This window comes from Micromonospora sp. NPDC007230 (assembly GCF_042869115.1).
GTDB lineage: Bacteria > Actinomycetota > Actinomycetes > Mycobacteriales > Micromonosporaceae > Micromonospora.
In genome coordinates this window covers 24,475-43,056 of the sequence record NZ_JBIAFE010000029.1, presented here as the reverse complement: position 1 = coordinate 43,056, position 18,582 = coordinate 24,475, and the positions used below count along the sequence as shown (strand labels likewise).

Annotated in this window: 18 protein-coding genes; 3 read left to right on the top strand and 15 right to left on the bottom strand. The window is 73.7% G+C overall.

Annotated features, from left to right (window positions below; genetic code table 11):
• Position 1: 1 nt before the first annotated feature.
• On the bottom strand, positions 2 to 1,597 hold the full coding sequence (gene lnt, locus ACFYML_RS30865) for an apolipoprotein N-acyltransferase (protein WP_387424010.1): 1,596 nt from the start codon (positions 1,595 to 1,597) through the stop codon (positions 2 to 4).
• A 237-nt stretch (positions 1,598 to 1,834) separates the two neighbouring features.
• On the opposite strand from lnt, the gene ACFYML_RS30860 reads away from it, so the two are divergent.
• A complete protein-coding gene (locus tag ACFYML_RS30860) occupies positions 1,835 to 3,124 on the top strand; it encodes a low temperature requirement protein A (RefSeq protein ID WP_387423965.1) in 1,290 nt (429 codons plus the stop codon).
• Positions 3,125 to 3,535: 411 nt separating this feature from the next.
• Here ACFYML_RS30860 and ACFYML_RS30855 read toward each other — a convergent pair whose 3' ends face one another.
• From ACFYML_RS30855 to ACFYML_RS30830, 6 genes are all read right to left on the bottom strand, one after another.
• A complete protein-coding gene (locus ACFYML_RS30855) occupies positions 3,536 to 4,873 on the bottom strand; it encodes a glutamate mutase L (protein WP_387423964.1) in 1,338 nt (445 codons plus the stop codon).
• A complete protein-coding gene (locus tag ACFYML_RS30850) occupies positions 4,870 to 5,262 on the bottom strand; it encodes a hotdog domain-containing protein (RefSeq protein ID WP_387423963.1) in 393 nt (130 codons plus the stop codon). Before ACFYML_RS30850 ends, ACFYML_RS30855 begins: the two co-directional genes overlap by 4 nt.
• On the bottom strand, positions 5,259 to 6,020 hold the full coding sequence (locus tag ACFYML_RS30845; RefSeq protein WP_387423962.1) for an OAM dimerization domain-containing protein: 762 nt from the start codon (positions 6,018 to 6,020) through the stop codon (positions 5,259 to 5,261). Before ACFYML_RS30845 ends, ACFYML_RS30850 begins: the two co-directional genes overlap by 4 nt.
• On the bottom strand, positions 6,017 to 7,579 hold the full coding sequence (locus ACFYML_RS30840) for a lysine 5,6-aminomutase subunit alpha (RefSeq protein WP_387423961.1): 1,563 nt from the start codon (positions 7,577 to 7,579) through the stop codon (positions 6,017 to 6,019). Before ACFYML_RS30840 ends, ACFYML_RS30845 begins: the two co-directional genes overlap by 4 nt.
• 67 nt (positions 7,580 to 7,646) lie before the next feature.
• Positions 7,647 to 9,218, bottom strand: a complete 1,572-nt coding sequence (locus tag ACFYML_RS30835) for an amidohydrolase (RefSeq protein ID WP_387423960.1) — start codon at positions 9,216 to 9,218, stop codon at positions 7,647 to 7,649.
• A 4-nt stretch (positions 9,219 to 9,222) separates the two neighbouring features.
• Positions 9,223 to 10,272 (bottom strand): zinc-binding alcohol dehydrogenase, encoded by a 1,050-nt coding sequence (locus tag ACFYML_RS30830; RefSeq protein ID WP_387424009.1) that lies wholly within the window; start codon positions 10,270 to 10,272, stop codon positions 9,223 to 9,225.
• A gap of 158 nt (positions 10,273 to 10,430) precedes the next feature.
• Between ACFYML_RS30830 and ACFYML_RS30825 the strand changes: the two genes are divergently transcribed.
• On the top strand, positions 10,431 to 11,837 hold the full coding sequence (locus ACFYML_RS30825; protein WP_387281164.1) for a KamA family radical SAM protein: 1,407 nt from the start codon (positions 10,431 to 10,433) through the stop codon (positions 11,835 to 11,837).
• 69 nt (positions 11,838 to 11,906) lie between these two features.
• Here the strand turns inward: ACFYML_RS30825 and ACFYML_RS30820 are convergent, their stop codons facing one another.
• The 3 genes from ACFYML_RS30820 to ACFYML_RS30810 all read right to left on the bottom strand — a co-directional run bounded on the left by ACFYML_RS30820 (position 11,907) and on the right by ACFYML_RS30810 (position 12,977).
• Positions 11,907 to 12,242 carry a YnfA family protein gene (locus tag ACFYML_RS30820; protein WP_073835117.1) on the bottom strand — a complete coding sequence of 112 codons (336 nt, stop codon included), beginning with the start codon at positions 12,240 to 12,242 and terminating at the stop codon, positions 11,907 to 11,909.
• Between the two features lie 97 nt (positions 12,243 to 12,339).
• The gene (locus ACFYML_RS30815) at positions 12,340 to 12,534 is read right to left on the bottom strand and encodes a general stress protein CsbD (protein ID WP_387281165.1); all 195 of its coding nucleotides are present in this window, start codon (positions 12,532 to 12,534) and stop codon (positions 12,340 to 12,342) included.
• Positions 12,535 to 12,800: 266 nt separating this feature from the next.
• The gene (locus tag ACFYML_RS30810; RefSeq protein WP_357438883.1) at positions 12,801 to 12,977 is read right to left on the bottom strand and encodes a CsbD family protein; all 177 of its coding nucleotides are present in this window, start codon (positions 12,975 to 12,977) and stop codon (positions 12,801 to 12,803) included.
• A 172-nt stretch (positions 12,978 to 13,149) separates the two neighbouring features.
• Between ACFYML_RS30810 and ACFYML_RS30805 the strand changes: the two genes are divergently transcribed.
• Positions 13,150 to 13,761, top strand: coding sequence for a histidine phosphatase family protein (locus ACFYML_RS30805; protein ID WP_387423959.1), 612 nt, complete (start codon positions 13,150 to 13,152; stop codon positions 13,759 to 13,761).
• Here the strand turns inward: ACFYML_RS30805 and ACFYML_RS30800 are convergent.
• From ACFYML_RS30800 to ACFYML_RS30780, 5 genes are all read right to left on the bottom strand, one after another.
• Complete coding sequence (locus tag ACFYML_RS30800) at positions 13,691 to 14,197, bottom strand: Lrp/AsnC family transcriptional regulator (protein ID WP_357438888.1); 507 nt, start codon at positions 14,195 to 14,197, stop codon at positions 13,691 to 13,693. The two genes, ACFYML_RS30805 and ACFYML_RS30800, sit on opposite strands and share 71 nt — an antisense overlap.
• Before the next feature lie 92 nt (positions 14,198 to 14,289).
• Positions 14,290 to 15,432, bottom strand: coding sequence for an acyl-CoA dehydrogenase family protein (locus tag ACFYML_RS30795; RefSeq protein ID WP_387423958.1), 1,143 nt, complete (start codon positions 15,430 to 15,432; stop codon positions 14,290 to 14,292).
• Positions 15,429 to 16,544: a M24 family metallopeptidase gene (locus ACFYML_RS30790; RefSeq protein WP_387423957.1), complete on the bottom strand. Its 1,116-nt coding sequence runs from the start codon at positions 16,542 to 16,544 to the stop codon at positions 15,429 to 15,431. Before ACFYML_RS30790 ends, ACFYML_RS30795 begins: the two co-directional genes overlap by 4 nt.
• 117 nt (positions 16,545 to 16,661) lie before the next feature.
• Positions 16,662 to 17,501, bottom strand: a complete 840-nt coding sequence (locus ACFYML_RS30785; protein WP_387423956.1) for a siderophore-interacting protein — start codon at positions 17,499 to 17,501, stop codon at positions 16,662 to 16,664.
• Positions 17,498 to 18,523 (bottom strand): ABC transporter substrate-binding protein, encoded by a 1,026-nt coding sequence (locus ACFYML_RS30780; protein WP_387423955.1) that lies wholly within the window; start codon positions 18,521 to 18,523, stop codon positions 17,498 to 17,500. Before ACFYML_RS30780 ends, ACFYML_RS30785 begins: the two co-directional genes overlap by 4 nt.
• Positions 18,524 to 18,582 lie beyond the last annotated feature (59 nt).

The following is an 18,582-nucleotide window of genomic DNA, read 5'->3' as shown; positions in this document are numbered from 1 at the left end:
CCTACCCGGAGGTGACCTCCCGCCGCCGGCGCAGCACCGCCGCGCCGGCCAGCGCCGCCACGGCCAGCGCCGCGAGAGCCACCTCCGGCCACACCCCCGCCCGGGTGGCCGTGGTACGCCCATGCCCGAGCTGCAGCTGCCGGACCACCACCGCCGCGGTGTTGAACCCGGTCGCCCCGTCTACCCGCCCGTCGGGGGAAACGAACCCGGACACGCCGACCGTGGAGGCCATCAACGCCGCACGGCCGTGCTCGACGGCACGAAGCCGCACCATGGCCAACTGCTGGCGGGCCTCCGCCTCGTCGAACGTGGCGTTGTTGGTCTGCACCACCAGCAGCTGCCCGCCGCCGGTGACGGTGTCCCGGACGAGGCCGTCGTAGGCGACCTCGAAGCAGATCACGTCGCCGAGGGTGACCGCCCCGGCGTTGAGCACGCCGGGGGCGGCGCCGGGCACGAAGTCGGCACGGACCCGGTCGACCTGATCGCTGACCATCCGGGCGATCTTGCGCAGCGGCACGTACTCGGCGAACGGCACCGGATGCCGCTTGACGTACAGCTGCCAGAGGTCGGGGCCGGTGCCGGGCCGCCACACCAGGCCGGCGTTGCGGACCTGCCCGGCGTCGGGGCCGAGCAGCACCGCGCCGATCAGGATCGGCGCGCCGATCGCGTCGGCGGCCTGGGAGATGCGGTCCGCGGCGTCCGGGTTGCGCAGCGGGTCGATGTCGCTGGAGTTCTCCGGCCACACCACCAGGTCGGGGCGGCGTTGCGTACCGGCGGTGACCTGCTCGGCCAGTCGCAGGGTCGCGTCGACGTGGTTGTTGAGCACGGCCTGCCGCTGGGCGTTGAAGTCCAGCCCGAGGCGGGGCACGTTGCCCTGCACGATGGCGACGGTGACGGCGTCCCCGCCGCCGCGCACCCCGACCGGAACGGCCGACCCGGCGGCCAGCAGAGCCGCCAGCGCGGCGGCGAGCCCCGCCACGGGCCGCCAGTGCCCGGCCGGCCGGCGCCAGTCCCGCCAGGCGGCGGTGACCAGCAGCCCACCGGCCAGCGCGACGGCGCAGGTGACCAGCGGGGCGCCGCCGAGGGCGGCCAGCCGCAGCAGCGGGGAGGTGTCCTGGCTGAACGCCAGCCGCCCCCACGGGAACCCGCCGAACGGGGTGCGGTCCCGCAGCGCCTCCTGCCCCACCCACAGCACCCCGGTCAGCAGCGGCCACGCCGCCCGGTGCCGGTCGACCAGCGGGGAAACCCAGGCGGTGGCCGCGCCGAGCAGCGCCAGGTAGCCGGCCTGCAGCAGGGACAGCAGGATCCACGGCAGGACGCCGGTGTGCAGGTTCGTCCACTCCAGCAGCGGCGCGAACAGCGCCAGCCCGGTGAGGAAACCCAGCCCCGCGCCGGCCCGCAGCCGCCGCCGGTGCGCCGCCGCCGCGAGCAGCGCCACCCCGACCGGCGCCAGCGGCCACACCCCGTACGGGGGGAACGCGACCAGCAGGGCCAGCCCGGCCGCGACGGCCAGCGGCGCGGCCACCCGCAGCGGCAGCGGACGCGGCCCCGCCGCCTCGTGTGGCCCGTGCGGGGCGCACACCTCTTCCCGGTCCAGCGTCGTCACCGGCACCTCACCACGATCACGCGCCGAAGGCTACCCGCCCGGCCCGGCCGCCGGCCCGTGCCCCGGTGAACGGGGTCAGCCCAAGGCAGGACCCGGGGGCGTCGTGGACGCCAGCACGGTGGTGCCCCGAGGTGGCAGCGGTGTTCGCGGCGGCCAGGCCGGCCGCCGCGCGCCCGGGTTCGGTGGCTTTTCCGCGCGGTGGCGGGCGGCGCTGCCAGACTCGGCAGCATGAGCGCAGGCCGGTGGCGGGGTCGCATCCTGCCCGCCGCGCCGGGGTCCGGCGTGACCCGCCTGGAGTTGTTCTACGACCTGGTGTTCGTGCTGTCGTTCCTCAACGTCACCGTCCTGCTGGCGGCGAGCCTGAGCGTGCGCACGCTGCTCGCCGGGCTCGTGGTGCTGGCCCTGCTGTGGTGGTGCTGGGTCTCGTTCGCCGCCCTCGGCAACGTGGTCCGCACCGACCAGGGGGTGCTGCCGCTGATCGGCGTGGTGACGGTGCTCGCCCTGTTCGTGCTCAACCTGAGCCTGCCGCAGGCGTTCACCAGCCGTCCCGGTGGGCCACCCGGCCCGCTCGTCTTCGCCGCCTGCTACCTGATCATCCGGGCGGTGCAGGTGCTGGTGGTGCTGACCCGCGCCGACGCCCCGGGCCGCGCCGCGCTGCGGTTCGGCCTGCCGCTGCTGGCCAGCGTGACACTCATCGTGGTCGCCGGGGCGCTGCCGGAACAGCCGGGGGTCGGGCCGACCTGGCTGCGGGTGGCGCTGTGGGCGGCCGCCGTGGTCATCGAGTTCACCGCCGGGGGCCGGGTCCGCAACGTCGGCCTGGCAGTGGTCTCCGCCGCCCACTGGGCGGAGCGGTACGCGCTGATCCTGCTCATCGCGCTCGGCGAGTCGATCATCTCGCTGGGGCTGGGCCCCAAACCGGCCGTCGGCCTGCCGCTGAGCTGGGCGGTGATCGTGGCGTCGGTGTTCGGCGTCACCACCATCGCGGCGCTGTGGTGGATGTACTTCGACACCCTGGCGCCGGCCCTGGAACAGAAGCTGCACCGCACCCGCGACGTCGACGAACGGGCGGCCTTCGCCCGGGACGTCTACGCGTATCTGCATCTGCCGTTGGTCGTCGGGATCATCCTGTTCGCCCTCGGCCTGAAACGCTATCTCGCCGTGATCGCCGACCCGCATGTCGACCCGTGGCAGGTGCGGGCTGTCGGCCTGGACAACCGGGTGCTGTTCGCCGGCGTGATCATCTACATCGTGGGCCTGCTGGCGTTGTGGGTGCGGGCCAGCCACCGGGTGCGGCTGCTGCCGACCGTGACGGTGGTGGCGCTGGCGGTCGTGCTGCTGCCCGCGGGCCGGTTGCCGGCGGTCGCCGGCCTGGCGGTGCTCGCCGCGGCCTGCGTCGCGCTGGTGCTGGCCGGGCTGCGCACCGGCGACCCGCTGCGCCGCCACGTCCGGCAGGTCGCGCTGCAGGAGCAGATCGCCACCGAGCAGGAACAGTCCGAGTGGCGCCGCCGCCACCTGTGACGGCGCAACGAAAATCGGGGCGCGGCTCGCGCCGCGCCCCGATGCTCCCAGGCCCTTCCCGGCCGGTGGGGCGAGAATGAGCGGCGCCGACCTTCGGACCGACCGGACGTGGACTGGCTGCCCCCGCCTGGCCGTTGTCTACTGGCCGTGCCTTTCACCCTGCCCGTACACCGGTAACCGCGGCCGGTTCGCGCCGCCCCGCCGACCCCCGCCCGCTGGACCTGGCCGCCGCAACCACTCGGGTCGCTCGGCCAGCGGACGAAGGGACGAAGCGAACAGCAGCCGCTTCCCGTGGTAGGACTCAAAGACGGTACGGCGTGCACCCCCGCCGCTGTCAACCCACCCCGGCCTGTCGTGTGTTGCGCCACGGCGTGTCGCGTCGGCGCGTCTCGATCCGTGCCGGGTGGCGGCTCAGTCTCCGCCGAGATGCCGACGCAGCAGCCGGGCCGCCGCCTGCGGGTGGTCGGCGGCGAGGAGCCCACCGGCCGCGAGGACATAGTCGACGTCGACGACCGCACGGGCGGCCCGGGGCAGCGGCCACCCGCCGGCGTGGTCGGTGAGCACCGCGGCCAGCACCGCGGCGGCGTCGCCGGCCGGCGCGTGCCGCAGCACCCCACCGGAGCCGACCATCAGCTTCACGTCGCGCAGGTCCCGGCCGGCGCGTTCCCCGGTGGCCGCGCCGCGGGCGTGCCGGCGCAGCGCCACCGTCGCGGCGAGCGCCGCGATGCGCCGGTCGGCGGCCCGGTCGGTGTCGTCGGCGGGCAGGAACCCGGGGTCGGCGGCCCGCACCGCCGCCGCCGCGGCCAACTGCTCCTCCTCCCCGGGGGTGAGCAGACGTTCCTCGGCGGCGGCGCGGACCACGCCGGGGGCGCTCCACCGCATGCCCAGGTCCCCCTCGACGGTGCGGGCCCGCCACAGGGTGCCGGCGACCTCCCGGCCCGGCCCGCTGTCCCGCTCGTCGGGGGTGAGCACCGAGTACACGTCGGTGGTGGCGCCGCCGACGTCGACGACGGCCAGATCCCCGCCGAGCGCGTCGGCGAGGACCTCCACCCCGGTCAGCACCGCGTCCGGGGTGGCCGCCCGCACCAGCCGGGCGAACCGGCCGCCGCGGGACAGCTTCTTCCCGCCGATCACGTGCCGCAGGAACACCTCCCGGATCGCCGCCCGCGCCGGTGCGGGGGCGAGCACCCCGATGCGGGGCAGCACGTTGTCGGCGACGGTCACCGGCACGTTTGCGGCGGCGAGCAGCGCGTGCAGGTCGTCGCGGACCTCGACGTTGCCGGCGAGGACCACCGGCACCCGCCAGCGGGCCTTCGCCAGCCGGGTCGCGTTGTGCGTCAACGTCTCCGCATCACCGCCGTCGGTGCCGCCGACGAGCAGCACCACGTCGGGACGGGCGGCACGCAACGCGGTCAACTCGGGCGCGCCGAGCCGCCCGGCGGCCACGTGCACCACGTTCGCCCCCGCCGACAGCCCCACCCGCCGGCCGGCCTGCGCGGTGACGAGCGGCTCGTAGCCGACGACCGCCAGCCGCAGCCCACCACCGGCCGACGAGCACACGTACCAGGGCAGGTCCCGGAGCCCGGCGCGGGCGGTGGCCGCGCCGACGGCGGCGTCCAGGCCGTGCAGCACGTCCGTGCCGACGGTGGTCGGCGCGGACGCCGCCGCGACCAGCCGACCGTCGTCGAGGTCGACCACCGCGGCCTTGGTGTACGTGGACCCGACGTCGGCGCAGACGGCGGCGTTCACGCCGCCGGGGGGACGACCACGGTGCCGGTCGCGGTGACCGCCACGATCGGCTCGGCGAGGACCTCGGCGGCGGACTCGCTCCGGTCGGGGCGGCCCCGGCACACCACCCGCGCCTCGAAGTCGATGGTGCGGCTGCGGGTGCCCACCCGGGTCACCGTGGCCACCACCTCCAGCACGTCCCCGGCCTTCATCGGCGCCCTGAACTGCACGTCGGAGTAGGAGGCGAACAGCCCCTCGTCACCGTCGGTGCGGATGCACACCTCGGTGGCGACGTCCCCGAACAGGCCCAGCGCGTACGCCCCGTCGACGAGGTTCCCGGCGTAGTGGGCGTGCGAGTACGGCACGTACCGCCGATGCGTCACCGTCAAACCAACGCGGGAATCGCTCATGCTCTCGCCTTCTTGTCCGTGATCAGGGCGTGGACCAGGTAGCTGGCCACCTCGCCGGGGGTGGTGCCGCGGCCGAAGATCCGGTCGACGCCCAGTTCCCCGGTCATCGTCTCGTCGAAGCGGGGCCCGCCGACGATCAGCAGCGGCCGCTTCCCGGCCGGCATCGCCTCCCGGAACGCCGCGGACATCTCCCGCGTGTTGTGCAGATGCGCGTCACGCTGCGTCACCACCTGCGACACCAGCACCGCGTCGGCCTTCTCCCGCCGGGCCGCCTCCACCAGCTCCGGGACGCTGACCTGCGCGCCCAGGTTGCTGACCTTCAACTCCCGGTAGTACTCCAGGCCCTTCTCCCCCGCGATGCCCTTGACGTTGAGGATCGCGTCGATGCCGACGGTGTGCGCGTCCGTGCCGATGCACGCCCCCACCACCGACAGCTTGCGCCGCAACTTCTGCTTCACCACCGCGTTGACCTCCTTGGCCGACAGCAGCGGGAAGTCCCGTTCCACCACCTGCACCTGCGACAGGTCCACCAGGTGGTTCACCCGCCCGTACACCACGAAAAAGGTGAACCCGTCGCCCATCTGCTTGGCGTGCACCAGCATCGCCGGGTCGATGCCCATCTTGTTGGCCAGCTGCACCGCCGCACCCTCGGCCCGCTTGTCGTGCGGCACCGGCAGCGTGAACGACACCTGCACCATGCCGTCGCCGGTGGTGTCCCCGTACGGCCGGACGATCTTCTTCTCCGCCGGGGCCGTCACGGACGGTCTCCTTCCAGAATCTCGGTAGCCGGGTTGTAGTAGTCGGCCTCGTGCTTCGCGACCCCGTCGAGGCCCTTGCCGCGGTCCGCGGGCCGCTTCATGATCCCGAACGTGCCCTCGGCGATCGCCGTGAGCAGCGACTGGTCGCCGATGCGGTCGAGCAGGTCGACGGCCTCACCGAGAACCCGGCGGGCACGCTGCTGGATGAACCCGCCCGGCGCGGGCACGAAGTCCTCGTGCAGCCCACCGGCGGCACCCAGCACATACCGCACGTTCTGCAGGGCGATGTCCCGGTCGGACAGCCACGGCGTCACCACCGCCTCGGTCATCATGCCGACCAGCAGGATCCCCTGCCCGGTCATGGCACCGACCAGGTTGAAGAACCCGTCGAGCAGGTTGCCGCGGAACACGTCCCCGGTCATGTGCTTCGTCGGCGGCATCCACTTCAACGGCGCGTCCGGGAACAACTCCCGGGCCAGCAGCGCGTGCGCCAACTCCAGCCGGAACGACTCCGGCAGATCCGGATTGATCTCGAACGCGTGCCCCAGCCCCAACTGCCAGTCGGCCAACCCCGCCTCATGCGCGAAATACTCGTTGAGCAGCTGCGACACCGTCACCGTGTGCGCCTCATCCACCGCGTCGGCCGTGGTCAGGTAGTTGTCCTCACCGGTGTTGATGATGATCCCGGCGCGGGCGTGCACCTGCCGCGAGAAGCGCTGGTCGACGAACGTGCGGATCGGGTTGATGTCACGGAACAGGATCCCGTACATCGAGTCGTTGAGCATCATGTCCAGCCGCTCCAGACCGGCGAGGGTCGCCATCTCCGGCATGCACAGGCCCGACGCGTAGTTCGTCAACCGCACATACCGGCCCAGCTCCTTCGACGACTCGTCCAGGGCGGCCCGCATCAGCCGGAAGTTCTCCTGCGTCGCGTACGTGCCCGCGAACCCCTCCCGGGTCGCCCCCTCGGGCACGTAGTCCAGCAGCGACTGCCCCGTCGAACGGATCACCGCGATGATGTCCGCCCCCGCCCGCGCGGCGGCCTGCGCCTGCGGGATGTCCTCGTAGATGTCGCCCGTCGCCACGATCAGATAGATCCACGGCCGCTGCTGCGGATCCCCGTACCGCCGCACCAGCCGGTCCCGCTCCGCGCGGCGCCGGTCGATCCGCCGCACGCCCGCCGCGACCGCCCTACGGGCCGCCTTCCGAGCCGCGGTCGCCGCCCGGCCAGTGGGCTGGGTGAACCGCACCGACCCCGCCGCGGCCTTCTGCGCCAGCAACGTCACGTCACTGATCTGCTCCCGCACCAGGGCGTCGAACACCGGCACAGCCACCCCGTGCCCCAGCCCCACATCAGCCACGACCGCGTCGACGAGCCGGTTCACCCACGGGATCCCGTCCGGGTCCGCGCCGGTCACCCCGGCCAGCCGCAGCACCGCCCGCTCCACCGACACGGTGGTGTGGCTGCGCGCCAACTCCACCACCGGCTGCCCGGCGCGGCGCGCCAACTCCCGCGCCCGCGCCACCAGCGCCGGATCCAGCTCAAGCTTGCCGGTCACGCCGCCGCCCCGCTTCGCTCCGCGGCGGCGCGAAGCGCCTCGCTACTGAGCTTGATCGTTCGCTCGCTCACGCACTACCTTCCTCATAGATCAGGTCACCGCGTAGCACCGTGGCCCGGCACACCGGCAGCGGCGTCGGATCGTCCGCGCCTCGCAGCTCCGGATCCTCGGCCTGCAACACCGGCAGACCCCTGTCCACCCCGGCCGGGGTGGACCACACCGCGAACGTCGCCGGCGCGCCCAGCGCCAGGACACCCTCGTTGTCCAGATGCACCGCCCGCCACCCGCCACGGGTGTGCGCGGCGAACGCCGCCCGCACACTCATCCGCTGCACCGGGTTGTGGTGCGCCGCCGCCGCCCGCACCGACCCCCACGGGTCCAGCGGCGTCACCGGCGAATCCGACCCGAACGCCAACGTCACCCCGACCGCGTGCATCGCACCCATCGGGTTGGACTCCAACGACCGGGACAACCCCAGCCGCGACTCGTACATGCGGCCCGCGCCGCCCCACAGCCGGTCGAACGCCGGCTGCATCGACGCGACGATCCCGTACTCCACGAACCCGGCGATCAACCGCTTGTTCATGATCTCCGCGTGCTCCACCCGGTGCCGGGCCAACCGCAGCCGATCCACCCCCAACTTCTCCGCCGCCTGCGCGAACCCGTCGAGGACCGTGGAGATCGCCGCGTCGCCGATCGCGTGGAAACCACCCTGCAGCCCATGCGCCGCGCAGTCCAACAGGTGCTCCCGCACCTGCTCGGCGCTCACATACCCGTGCCCGCACCCGCCCGGCTCCCCGTCCAGGTACGCCTGCGACACGTGCGCCGTCCGCGACCCCAGCGCCCCGTCGGCGAACAGGTCACCACCGGCCCCGACCGCGCCCAACTCCCGCGCCCGCGCCGCGCCCAACAACTCACCCCAGTACCCGTACACCTCGGGCAGCCCCGCGCCGGAGACGCCCAGCAGCCCGGTGAAGTCCTCCTCGTCGGAGATCTCCGGGCCGCCGCACTCGTGCACCGCGGCGATGCCCAGCGACGCGGCGTGCGCCAACGCGGCCCGCTGCGCGGCGACCCGCTGCGGCCGGGTCACCGACGCGAACGCCGCCGCCCGCACCACGTGATGCGCATCACGCCGCAACCAGCCCGACGGGTCGTACCCGGCGGCAGCCACCACGTCCGGACAGGCCACCAGCAACGCCCGCGACACCAGCGCCGAATGGATCGACGCCTGCGACAGATACACCCGCCGCCCCCCGGCCGCCCGGTCCAGCACCGCCGCGTCCGGCAACGCCCGCTGCGCCCACGACGACTCGTCCCAGCCGTGCCCCAGCACCACCGCGTCACCCGGCAGGCCCGCCGCGAACCCCGCCACCGCGTCCAGCAGCTCACCCGCCGACCGCACCCCGGACAGGTCCAGGCCCGACAGGGCCAGCCCGGTGTCGGTGGCATGCACGTGGGCGTCCACGAACGCCGGGGTCACCAGCGCACCGGCCAGATCCACCACCCGGTCGGCAGCCGGCGCGTCCGCGTCCGCCCCCAACCAGGCGATCCGGCCGTCCCGCACCAGCAGGGCGGTCGCGCTCGGATCGGCCGGACAGTGCAGCACGCCGCCGCGGTACAACGTCGAGGGGTTCGTCATGGTGTCAGTCTGCCGCCAACCGCGCCTCGAACAGACCACGCACCCCCGGCTCGGCGCGCAGCAGGCCCAACGCCAACTCCGCGTGCCCCGGCACGTACCCGTTGCCGACCAGCATCGTCACGTCCGCCGCCAGGCCCTCCGCCCCCAACGCCGCCGCCGCGAAACTCGTCGCCATCGAGAAGAAGATCACCGTACCGCCGTCCTCGGTGGCCAGCACCGCCCCGTGCTCACAACCGGGCACGTCCACGCACACCACGGTCACGTCCGCCGGCGCACCCAACGCGGTGGTCACCGCCGTGGACAACCCCACCGGGTCCCGCGCGTCGGCCAACGCGACCACGTCGGCCAGCCCGGCCGCCGTCAGCGCGTCCCGCTCCGCCACCACCGGCACCACCCCGACCGTCCGGCCGGCACCCGCCCGCCGCGCCGCAGCCAGGGACAGCGACCCGCTCTTACCGGCGCCACCGATCACCGCCACCCGCACCGGCCGGGCGTCACCGGCCCGCCGCCGGCGCTGCACCTGCTCGTCGACCACCCGCGCGGTCAACGCCGGCGCCCCGCACACGTCCAGCACCGCCAGGGACAGCTCCGGGTGCAGGTCCGCCGGCAGCACCGCCGCGATCGACCGGGCGAACAGGATCGCGTACCCGTCGCACGGCACCTGCTCGCTGCGCCCGTCCCAGCGCGCCAGCCCGTCCAGGATCGTCAGCGGCGTCAGCGTCAACGACACCAGCGTGGCCACCCGGTCACCCGGCGTGAGCCCCAGCGGGGACCGCCGGCCCACCTCCTCGACCGTGCCGATCAGCATGCCGCCCGACCCGGTGACCGGATTCTGCATCTTCCCCCGGGTCGAGATGATCTCCAGCACCTCGGCGCGGACCTTCTCCCCGTCACCGCCGTGCTTCTCCGACAGCTGCCGGAAGCTCGCCGCGTCGAGGTTCAGCCGCTCCACCCGGATCCGCACCTCGTTCGAGGCGATCCGCGGATCGGCGTCCAGCCGCCAGGCCGCCTGCGGCAGCACCCCCGCGGGTTCCACGACACGGTGCAGTCCCACCGGTGACGTCACGCCGACCCTCCTCCGTCCAGCCGCTCGAAGCCCCTGGCCAGGACTCGCGTCGCGGGAAAACTTCCGGCAGACTAATTTCTTCACCGGATATTTTCCAGTAGCCTTCGTGACCGTTGATCCACCCGCACCGACCAGCAGGAGGGGCCGTGACCCAGACCCAACCGGTGGAGACCATCCCAGCGCCCCACCCCGCACCGGCCGCGGTCCCCACCGCCGGACAGCCCTACGAATACCGCCGCCGCCCTCTCGTCGAACCCGACTGGACCCGCTTCCCCGGCTGGCGCCACGTCACCCGCGAACAGTGGGAGAACGCCCAGTGGCAGCGCGTCAACTGCGTCAAGAACATCAAGCAGCTGCGCACCGTCCTCGGCGACCTCGTCGACGAGACCTTCTACGCCGACCTCGAGGCCGACCAGAAGGCCCTGGCCACCATGTCCATGCTGGTGCCCCCACAGATGCTCAACACCATGGTGCCGTTCGCGCCCATGACCACCGAGGCCTTCCTCGCCGACCCGGTCCGCCGCTACATGATCCCCGTCGCCTCCGACCGGCGCACCGACTGGCCCTCCCACCCCTACGCCAGCCGCGACAGCCTCCACGAGCACGACATGTGGGTCGCCGAAGGCCTCACCCACCGCTACCCCACCAAGGTCCTCGCCGAACTGCTCTCCACCTGCCCGCAGTACTGCGGCCACTGCACCCGGATGGACCTCGTCGGCAACTCCACCCCCGCCGTCGACAAACTCAAACTCACCCTCAAGCCCGTCGACCGCTACGACGCCCACATCGCCTACCTCAAGGCCCACCCCGGCGTCCGCGACGTCGTCGTCTCCGGCGGCGACGTAGCCAACGTGCCGTGGAAGAACCTCGAGTCATACCTGATGCGGCTGCTCGAGATCGAAACCATCCGCGACATCCGGCTCGCCACCAAAGCCCTCATGGGCCTCCCCCAGCACTGGCTGCAGCCCGACGTCGTCGAAGGCCTGGAGCGGGTCGCCCGCACCGCCGCCCGCCGCGGCGTCAACCTCGCCATCCACACCCACGTCAACCACGCCCAGTCGCTCACCCCGCTGGTCGCCAAGGCCGCCCAGACCGCCCTCGACGTCGGCGTCCGCGACGTCCGCAACCAGGGCGTGCTCATGCGCGGCGTCAACGCCACCACCCCCGACCTGCTCGACCTCTGCTTCGCCCTGCAGGGCGAGGCCGGCATCCTGCCGTACTACTTCTACATGTGCGACATGATCCCCAACGCCGAGCACTGGCGGGTCCCCGTCTGGCACGCCCAGCAACTCCAGCACGACATCATGGGCTACCTGCCCGGCTACGCGACCCCGCGCATCGTCTGCGACGTCCCCTTCGTCGGCAAGCGCTGGGTCCACATGCTCACCGAGTACGACCGCGACCGCGGCATCTCCTACTGGACCAAGAACTACCGCACCTCGATCGAGTCCGCCGACCTCGAAGCGCTCAACAAGCGCTACGCCTACTACGACCCGATCGACACCCTGCCCGAAACCGGCCAGGCCTGGTGGGCAGCCCACCGCGACGACTGACCTGCGCACCACCCGTCGCCCGGCACCCGCACCACGGGGTGCCGGGCGACGGCGTTCCCGCCGGCTGGATCAGCCGCCCCGCGGCGCATACATGATCACCGCCACCCCGAGCAGGCAGATCGCCGCGCCCACCACGTCCCACCGGTCCGGGCGGAACCCGTCCACCAGCACACCCCACGCCAGCGACCCCGCCACGAACACACCCCCATACGCGGCCAGGATCCGACCGAAATGCGGGTCCGGCTGGAACGTCGCCACGAACCCGTACACGCCCAGCGCCAGCACCCCGCCCGCCACCCACCACAGCCCCCGATGCTCCCGCCAGCCCTGCCACACCAGCCAGGCCCCACCGATCTCGGCCAGGGCAGCCAACACGAACAGCACCAGGGAACGCGCAACGGTCACGCCGCGACCGTAACCCGGCCACCCGGTTGGCCAACCGCCCACCACACACCGGTGCCCCCGGCACGACGTACGCGCCAGGGGCACCACCAGGCCGGGGTCAGCTCGTGAAGGAGCGACCACTCACGTCCTGCTCGCTCTCCTGGACGCGCTCGCCGGGCCGTCCACCGCGGGTCTCCTCCTGCCGCCCCACCTGCTCCGCCCGCGACCGCTCCTGTCGGGTCATGTCACCCATCCGAGCCCGGGCCGCACCGGCCACCCGCTCGACCCTGTCCTTGGCCTTCTCGGTGCTCATGTCGCCTCCTGCGTCGTTCCCACAGACCGGGGGCCTTCGCCCCTCCCTACCCGCGTCCCCGTCCCTCCGCCCGGAAAACCTCCGCCGAGGCACCTCGAGACGGGACCGGACACTCGGGTCCTGGGCGGCGCATCCCGCCCAGGACCAGCCCCTACCCGGGTACCGGATGCGAGCCCAGGACGACGGGACGGGTCAGCACGACGACCTGGCCCGCACCGGTACGCGGCGGCGGGCCCCCGGAGGTCGGGAGCCCGCCGCCGTGCGGGTCACTTCTCGAAGTTCTTCACGTTGCGGCCGGCCTCCTTCTGCCGGTCCCGCGCCGTGCGCTGCTCGCTGGCGCCCTGCGCCCGCAACCGCTCGTTGTCGGTGGCGTCGCCGATCCGCTCCTTGGCGAGGCCGCTCATCTCCTGGGCCTTGTTCTTGGCCTTGTCGGTGAAGCTCATGGCACTCCCCTTCGCTGGCAACGGTGCCCGGGCCGTTCGGCCCGCTCCCTGACCGCGTCCCCGTGGTCGTCGAGCTGAAACGCCGTCGTTGAACGTGGCGGTGAGCGCCATCCGTAGGGCGTCCTAGGACACTAGGTGAACGCTAAGCCGCTGCGGCTGGTTAACTGGACGAATGGGAGAGATCCTGCTGATCCGGCACGGAGAGACCACCTGGAGCGCCAGCCACCGGCACACCTCGTACACCGATCTGGAGCTCACCCCCGACGGTGAGCGGCAGGCCCGCGCGCTCGGCGTGATGGTCGCCGGCCGCCGCTTCGCCCGCGTCCTGTCCAGCCCCCGGCAGCGGGCCACGCGCACCGCGCACCTCGCCGGCCTCGACGCCGAGGCCACCGACCCCGACCTGGCCGAATGGAACTACGGCGAGTACGAGGGACGCACCACCGCGGACATCCACGACGAGAACCCGCACTGGAACCTCTGGACCGACGGCGCTCCCGGCGGCGAGTCACCGGCCCAGGTCGGCGAACGCGCGGACCGGGTGCTGGCCGGGATCGGTCCCCTGCTCGACCGGGGCAGCGTCGCCCTGGTCGGCCACGCGCACAGCCTGCGGGTGATCGGCGCCCGCTGGATCGGCCTGCCCCCGTCCGCCGGTGGGCTGCTCCGGCTGGACACCGCCACCGTCTCCGTGCTCGGTCACGAGCACGGCCGGCAGGTCATCCTGCGTTGGAACCAGCCGGCTCCGCCGCCGCCCGGGAACGACCCCGACCAGGCAGCTCGGCATTGATCTTCGGCGGGCGGTTCTCGTAGGGCGTGGAGAGGACCACAGTGGTGCGCGTGGTGACGTTGGCCGCAGTACGGATCTCCTGCAGCACCCGCTCCAGGTCCGCCGGCCCGGCCACCCGCACCAGCAGCAGATAGAAGTCCTCCCCCGCCACCGAGTAACACGAGTCGATCTCGGGCAGGTGGGCCAGCCGCTCCGGCGCGTCGTCGGGCTGCGACGGGTCGAACGGCCGGATCGCCACGAACGCGGTCAACGGCAGGTCCAACGCCTCGAACGAGACCCGCGCGGCGTACCCCTTGATGACGCCGCGCTGCTCCAGCCGGCGGACCCGCTGGTGCACAGCGGACACCGACAGCCCCACCTTCTCGGCGAGGTCGGTGTACGACAGCCGACCGTCCCCGGTCAGCGCGGCGACGATGGCCCGGTCGATCTCCTCCACGCGGTGCAACCTACCGGAGAGAACGCTCCCCTGCCGCATCCGGCCCGCCGGGCGTCACGCTCGGTGGGCCGGGCGGTCGCCCTCCGCGCCCGTCAGCCCTTCCCGAGGGACCGGGCGATGACCAGCCGCTGGATCTGGTTGGTGCCCTCGACGATCTGGAGCACCTTCGCCTCCCGCATGTACCGCTCGACCGGATGGTCGACGACGTAGCCGGCGCCGCCCAGCACCTGCACCGCGTCGGTGGTCACCCGCATCGCCACGTCGGTCGCGAACAGCTTCGCCTTCGCCGCCTCGATCGAGTACGGCCGACCGGCGTCGCGCAGCCGCGCCGCGGCCAGCGTGAGCGCGCGGGCCGCCGAGATCTGGGTGGCGGCGTCGGCGAGGAGGAAGCCCAGTCCCTGGAACTCGATGATCCGACGGCCGAACTGCTGTCGCTCCTGCGCGTAGCCGACCGCGTAGTCCAGGGCGGCCTGGGCCAGACCGACCGCGCAGGCGGCGATGCCGAGCCGGCCCGAGTCCAGCGCGGACATGGCGATGGTGAAGCCCCGCCCCTCGCCGCCGATCAGCCGCTCCGCCGGCACCCGGGCCTCGTCGAAGGCGATCTGGGCGACCGGGGAGGCGTGCAGCCCCATGGTCCGCTCGGCGGCCTGCGGGTGGATCCCCGGGGTGTTCCGGTCGGCCAGCAGGCAGGAGATGCCCTTCGGGCCGGGACCGCCGGTGCGGCAGAAGATGTTGTAGAAGTCGGCGGTCCGGGCGTGGGTGATCCACGCCTTGGTGCCGGAGACGACGTAGTCGTCGCCGTCGCGGACCGCCTTGGTGGTCAGGGCCGCCGCGTCCGAGCCGCCCTGCGGCTCCGAAAGGCAGTAGGCGCCGAGCAGCTCCCCGCCGAGCATGTCGGGCAGCAGCTTGCGCTGCTCGTCGATGCCGAACTGGGCGAGCGGGTAGCAGGACAGGGTGTGCACGCTGACCGCCTCGGCGACCGCGAGCCAGCGGCTGGCCAGGATCTCCAGCACCTGCAGATAGACCTCGTACGGCTGGGCGGCGCCGCCGTGCTCCTCGGCGTACGGCAGGCCGAGCAGCCCCGCCCGGCCCAGGGTGCGCAGCACCTCACGGGGGAACTCGGCGCGCTCCTCGAAGCCGGCGGCCCTCGGGGCGAGCTCCCGATCGGCGAGTTCGGTGGCAAGGTCCAGCAGGTCGTGGGCCTCGTCGGTGGGGAGGATCCGGTCGACAGTCATAGCGCGATGAGCTCCGTGGGGGTGATGTTGAGCCGTTGCCCGCCGTCCGTCGTGCAGACGACGATGTCCTCGATCCGGGCGCCGTGCCGCCCGGCGAGGTAGATACCGGGTTCGACCGAGAACGCCATGCCGGCCTCCAGCGGTCGCGGGTTGCCGGCCACGACATACGGTTCCTCGTGGGTGTCCAGGCCGATGCCGTGGCCGGTGCGGTGCAGGAAGGCGTCGCCGTAGCCGGCGGCGCTGATCACGTCCCGGGCCGCCGCGTCGACCGCCTCGGCGGTCACCCCGGGCCGCACCGCCGCCACCGCCGCCCGCTGGGCCGCGTGCAGCACCGCGTAGTAGTCGGTGAACTCGGCCGGGGCGGGACCGCCGGTGACGTACGTGCGGGTGCAGTCGGAGCGGTAGCCCGACGGCATGGTGCCGCCGATGTCGACCACGACGGGCTCCCCGGCCCGGATCGGCCGGTCGGACGTGCCGTGGTGCGGGCTGGCGCCGTTCGGCCCGGCGGCGACGATGACGAAGTCCACGGTGACGTGGCCGGCCGCGCGGATCGCGGCGGCGATGTCGGCGGCCACCTCGGTCTCGGTCCGGCCGGGGCGCAGCCACTCCCCCATCCGCCGGTGCACCGCGTCGATCGCGGCACCCGCCTCGGCGAGGGCCGCCACCTCGGCGGGCGACTTGCGGATCCGCAACTCGCGCAGCACCTCGGACGCGAGGCGCTGGGCGGCGTCGGGCAGCGCGGCGCGCAGCGCGAGCACCTGCTCGGCCCACATCCGGTCGGCCAGCCCCACCGTCGCCACCGGGCCGGGCAGCGCCGACCGGACCAGGGGGTACGGGTCGGTGCCGTCGGCGTGGTCGACGATCCGCACGCCGGTGGCCGGGGCGGGGGACGCCTCGGCGGCCGGGCGCTCCAGGACCGGCACGATCAAAGTGGGCTCGCCCGCGGCCGGCAGCACCAGGCAGGTCAGCCGCTCCCCCTCGTGCGCGTCGTAGCCGGTCAGGTAACGCAGGTCGGAGCCGGGCGTGAGCAGCAGCGCGTCCAGCCCCGCCGCGGCGGTGGCGCGCTGGGCGGCGGCCAGCCGCGCGGCCGGGTACAGTTCGTCGATCCCCACCCCGTGAGCTTAACGGTCGTTTGGGCCGCGGTGGGAGCCACTCCGCACCGACGAGGCCGCGATGCAGCCGGCACGGCCGGGAGCAACCCGCGCGATCGGTGGCGAGGACGGGAGCGGTCAGGCGGTGGCGGCCTCGGCGCGGAGGTCCTCCTCCGACGCGCCGCGGCGCCAGTAGCCGGCGAAGGTGACCCGGGCGCGGTCCAGGCGGCGCTCGCCGACCAGGTGCCGGCGCACGGCCCGGACCATGCCGGCCTCACCGGCGATCCAGGCGTACGGGGTGGTGCCCGGCAGCCGCGCGGCGCGCAGGGCATCGGCCAGCAGCGTGGTGCCGGGGGCGGTGCCGCCGCGGACCAACCAGGTCACCTCGGCGCGGGCGGCGCTGGGCAGCGGTTGGATGTCGGCGGCGCCCGGGACCTCGACGAAGGCGCGGGCCGGGGTGCCGGCGGGAAGCCAGTCGAGGATGCCGGCGACGGCGGGCAGCGCGGTCTCGTCGGCCACCAGCAGCACCGCGTCGGTGCCGGCGGGTGGCCGGAAGCGGACGCTGCGCTCGTCGGGCGCGGCCGGGCCGAGCAGCAGCACCCGGTCGCCGGGCCGGGCCCGCCCGGCCCACCGGGTGGCCGGGCCGGTGTCGCCGTGGCGGACGACGTCGATGTCCACCTCGGCCAGCTCCCGGCGGTGGGCGCGGATGGTGTACGAGCGCATCACCGCCCGGACCTGCGGGTCGAGGTCCCGCCAGGCGGTGTGCCAATCCTCCCCCGCCTCGACCGGGACGACCGGGGCGGCCTGGCCGGGGTGGGGCAGGAAGAGGGAGACGCTCTGATCCCGACCGCCGCCGGGGAAGCCGGCGAGGTCGTCACCGCCGAGGGTGACCCGGACCAGGCAGGCGCCGACCGGGCGGGTGGCGACGACCCGGGAGGCGTAGAAGCGGTATCGCAGGGCGACGGCGGCGGTGGTCACGTGGTGACCTTCCGGGCGTCGCGGATGGCGCGGGCCAGGTTCTCCAGCAGCGGGGCCGCCCCCGCGTACGAGGAGCGGGGCACCGCGTCCCACGGGGTGACCTGGCCGGCGCGGACGGCGGGAAGTTGGGTCCAGGTGGGTTTGGCGGTGAGGTCCCTGGGCTGCAGCGCGGTGGAGCGGTTGTCGAGCAGGATCAGGTCGGCCGGGAACCTGCCGGCGTTCTCCCAGCTCAGCGCCTCGAAGTAGTCCCCCTGTTCGAGCTTGGTGGGCAGCACGAGGTCGACGCCGAGTTCGGCGAAGTACATCAGGTCGGTGCTGACCTTCGGGTTGGAGACGTAGAACAGGTCGGGGCTGCCGGAGGCGGCCATGACCCGGAGGCCGGGGTTGGCCTTGACGGCCTGACGGACGGCGTCGGCGGCGGCGGCGAACCGGGCCTTCGCCGTGGTGACCTCGGACAGGTCGGCGCCGAGGGACTCGGCGAGCTGGGCGTACCGCTCGATGGGCCGGGTCATCGGCACCCGGGCGGTGGTCACCGCGATGCTCGGCGCGAGCGGGAGGATCTTGGCCTTGCTCTCGTCCGGGACGTACCAGAGCGCGCCCGGGTCGTACATGTGGGTGACGAGCAGGTCGGGGCGCAGCGCCGCGTACTTCTCCAGGTTGAACTCGCCCCAGGCGTTGCCGAGGACCTCGACGCGGTCCACGTCGAGGTCGCCGGCCTGCGGGTCGCGGCTGCCGTCGGCGCGTCGGGTCTCGCCGAACACCCCGACGATCTGCGCGTCGAGTCCGAAGTCGACCAGGGCGGCGGCCACCCCGGTGAAGGCGACGACCCGCGAGGGCCGGCGGACGGCGTCGACCTGCTGCTGGCGGTCGTCGGTGAAGGACCAGGGGCCGCCGCTCGGCGCGGTGGCGGCGGTGTCGCCGTCGCCACCGCAGCCCGCGAGGAGCGCGGTGAGGCCGGCGGCGCCACCGGCGGCGAGCAGGCCCCGACGGGAGAACCGGCGGCCGGACAGGGTTTCGGGCATGGCGTTGTCTTTCGGTACGGGTCGAGGAATGACCATGGACAGCGGAGTTAGGTTAACCT

Coding starts and splice junctions, on each gene's coding strand:
- ACFYML_RS30860 (WP_387423965.1), top strand. CDS start 1,835: ATGAGCGCAGGCCGGTGGCGGGGTCGCATCCTGCCCGCCGCGCCGGGG.
- ACFYML_RS30850 (WP_387423963.1), bottom strand. CDS start 5,262: ATGAGCGATTCCCGCGTTGGTTTGACGGTGACGCATCGGCGGTACGTG.
- ACFYML_RS30835 (WP_387423960.1), bottom strand. CDS start 9,218: ATGACGAACCCCTCGACGTTGTACCGCGGCGGCGTGCTGCACTGTCCG.
- ACFYML_RS30815 (WP_387281165.1), bottom strand. CDS start 12,534: ATGAGCACCGAGAAGGCCAAGGACAGGGTCGAGCGGGTGGCCGGTGCG.
- ACFYML_RS30810 (WP_357438883.1), bottom strand. CDS start 12,977: ATGAGCTTCACCGACAAGGCCAAGAACAAGGCCCAGGAGATGAGCGGC.
- ACFYML_RS30805 (WP_387423959.1), top strand. CDS start 13,150: ATGGGAGAGATCCTGCTGATCCGGCACGGAGAGACCACCTGGAGCGCC.
- ACFYML_RS30795 (WP_387423958.1), bottom strand. CDS start 15,432: ATGACTGTCGACCGGATCCTCCCCACCGACGAGGCCCACGACCTGCTG.
- ACFYML_RS30780 (WP_387423955.1), bottom strand. CDS start 18,523: ATGCCCGAAACCCTGTCCGGCCGCCGGTTCTCCCGTCGGGGCCTGCTC.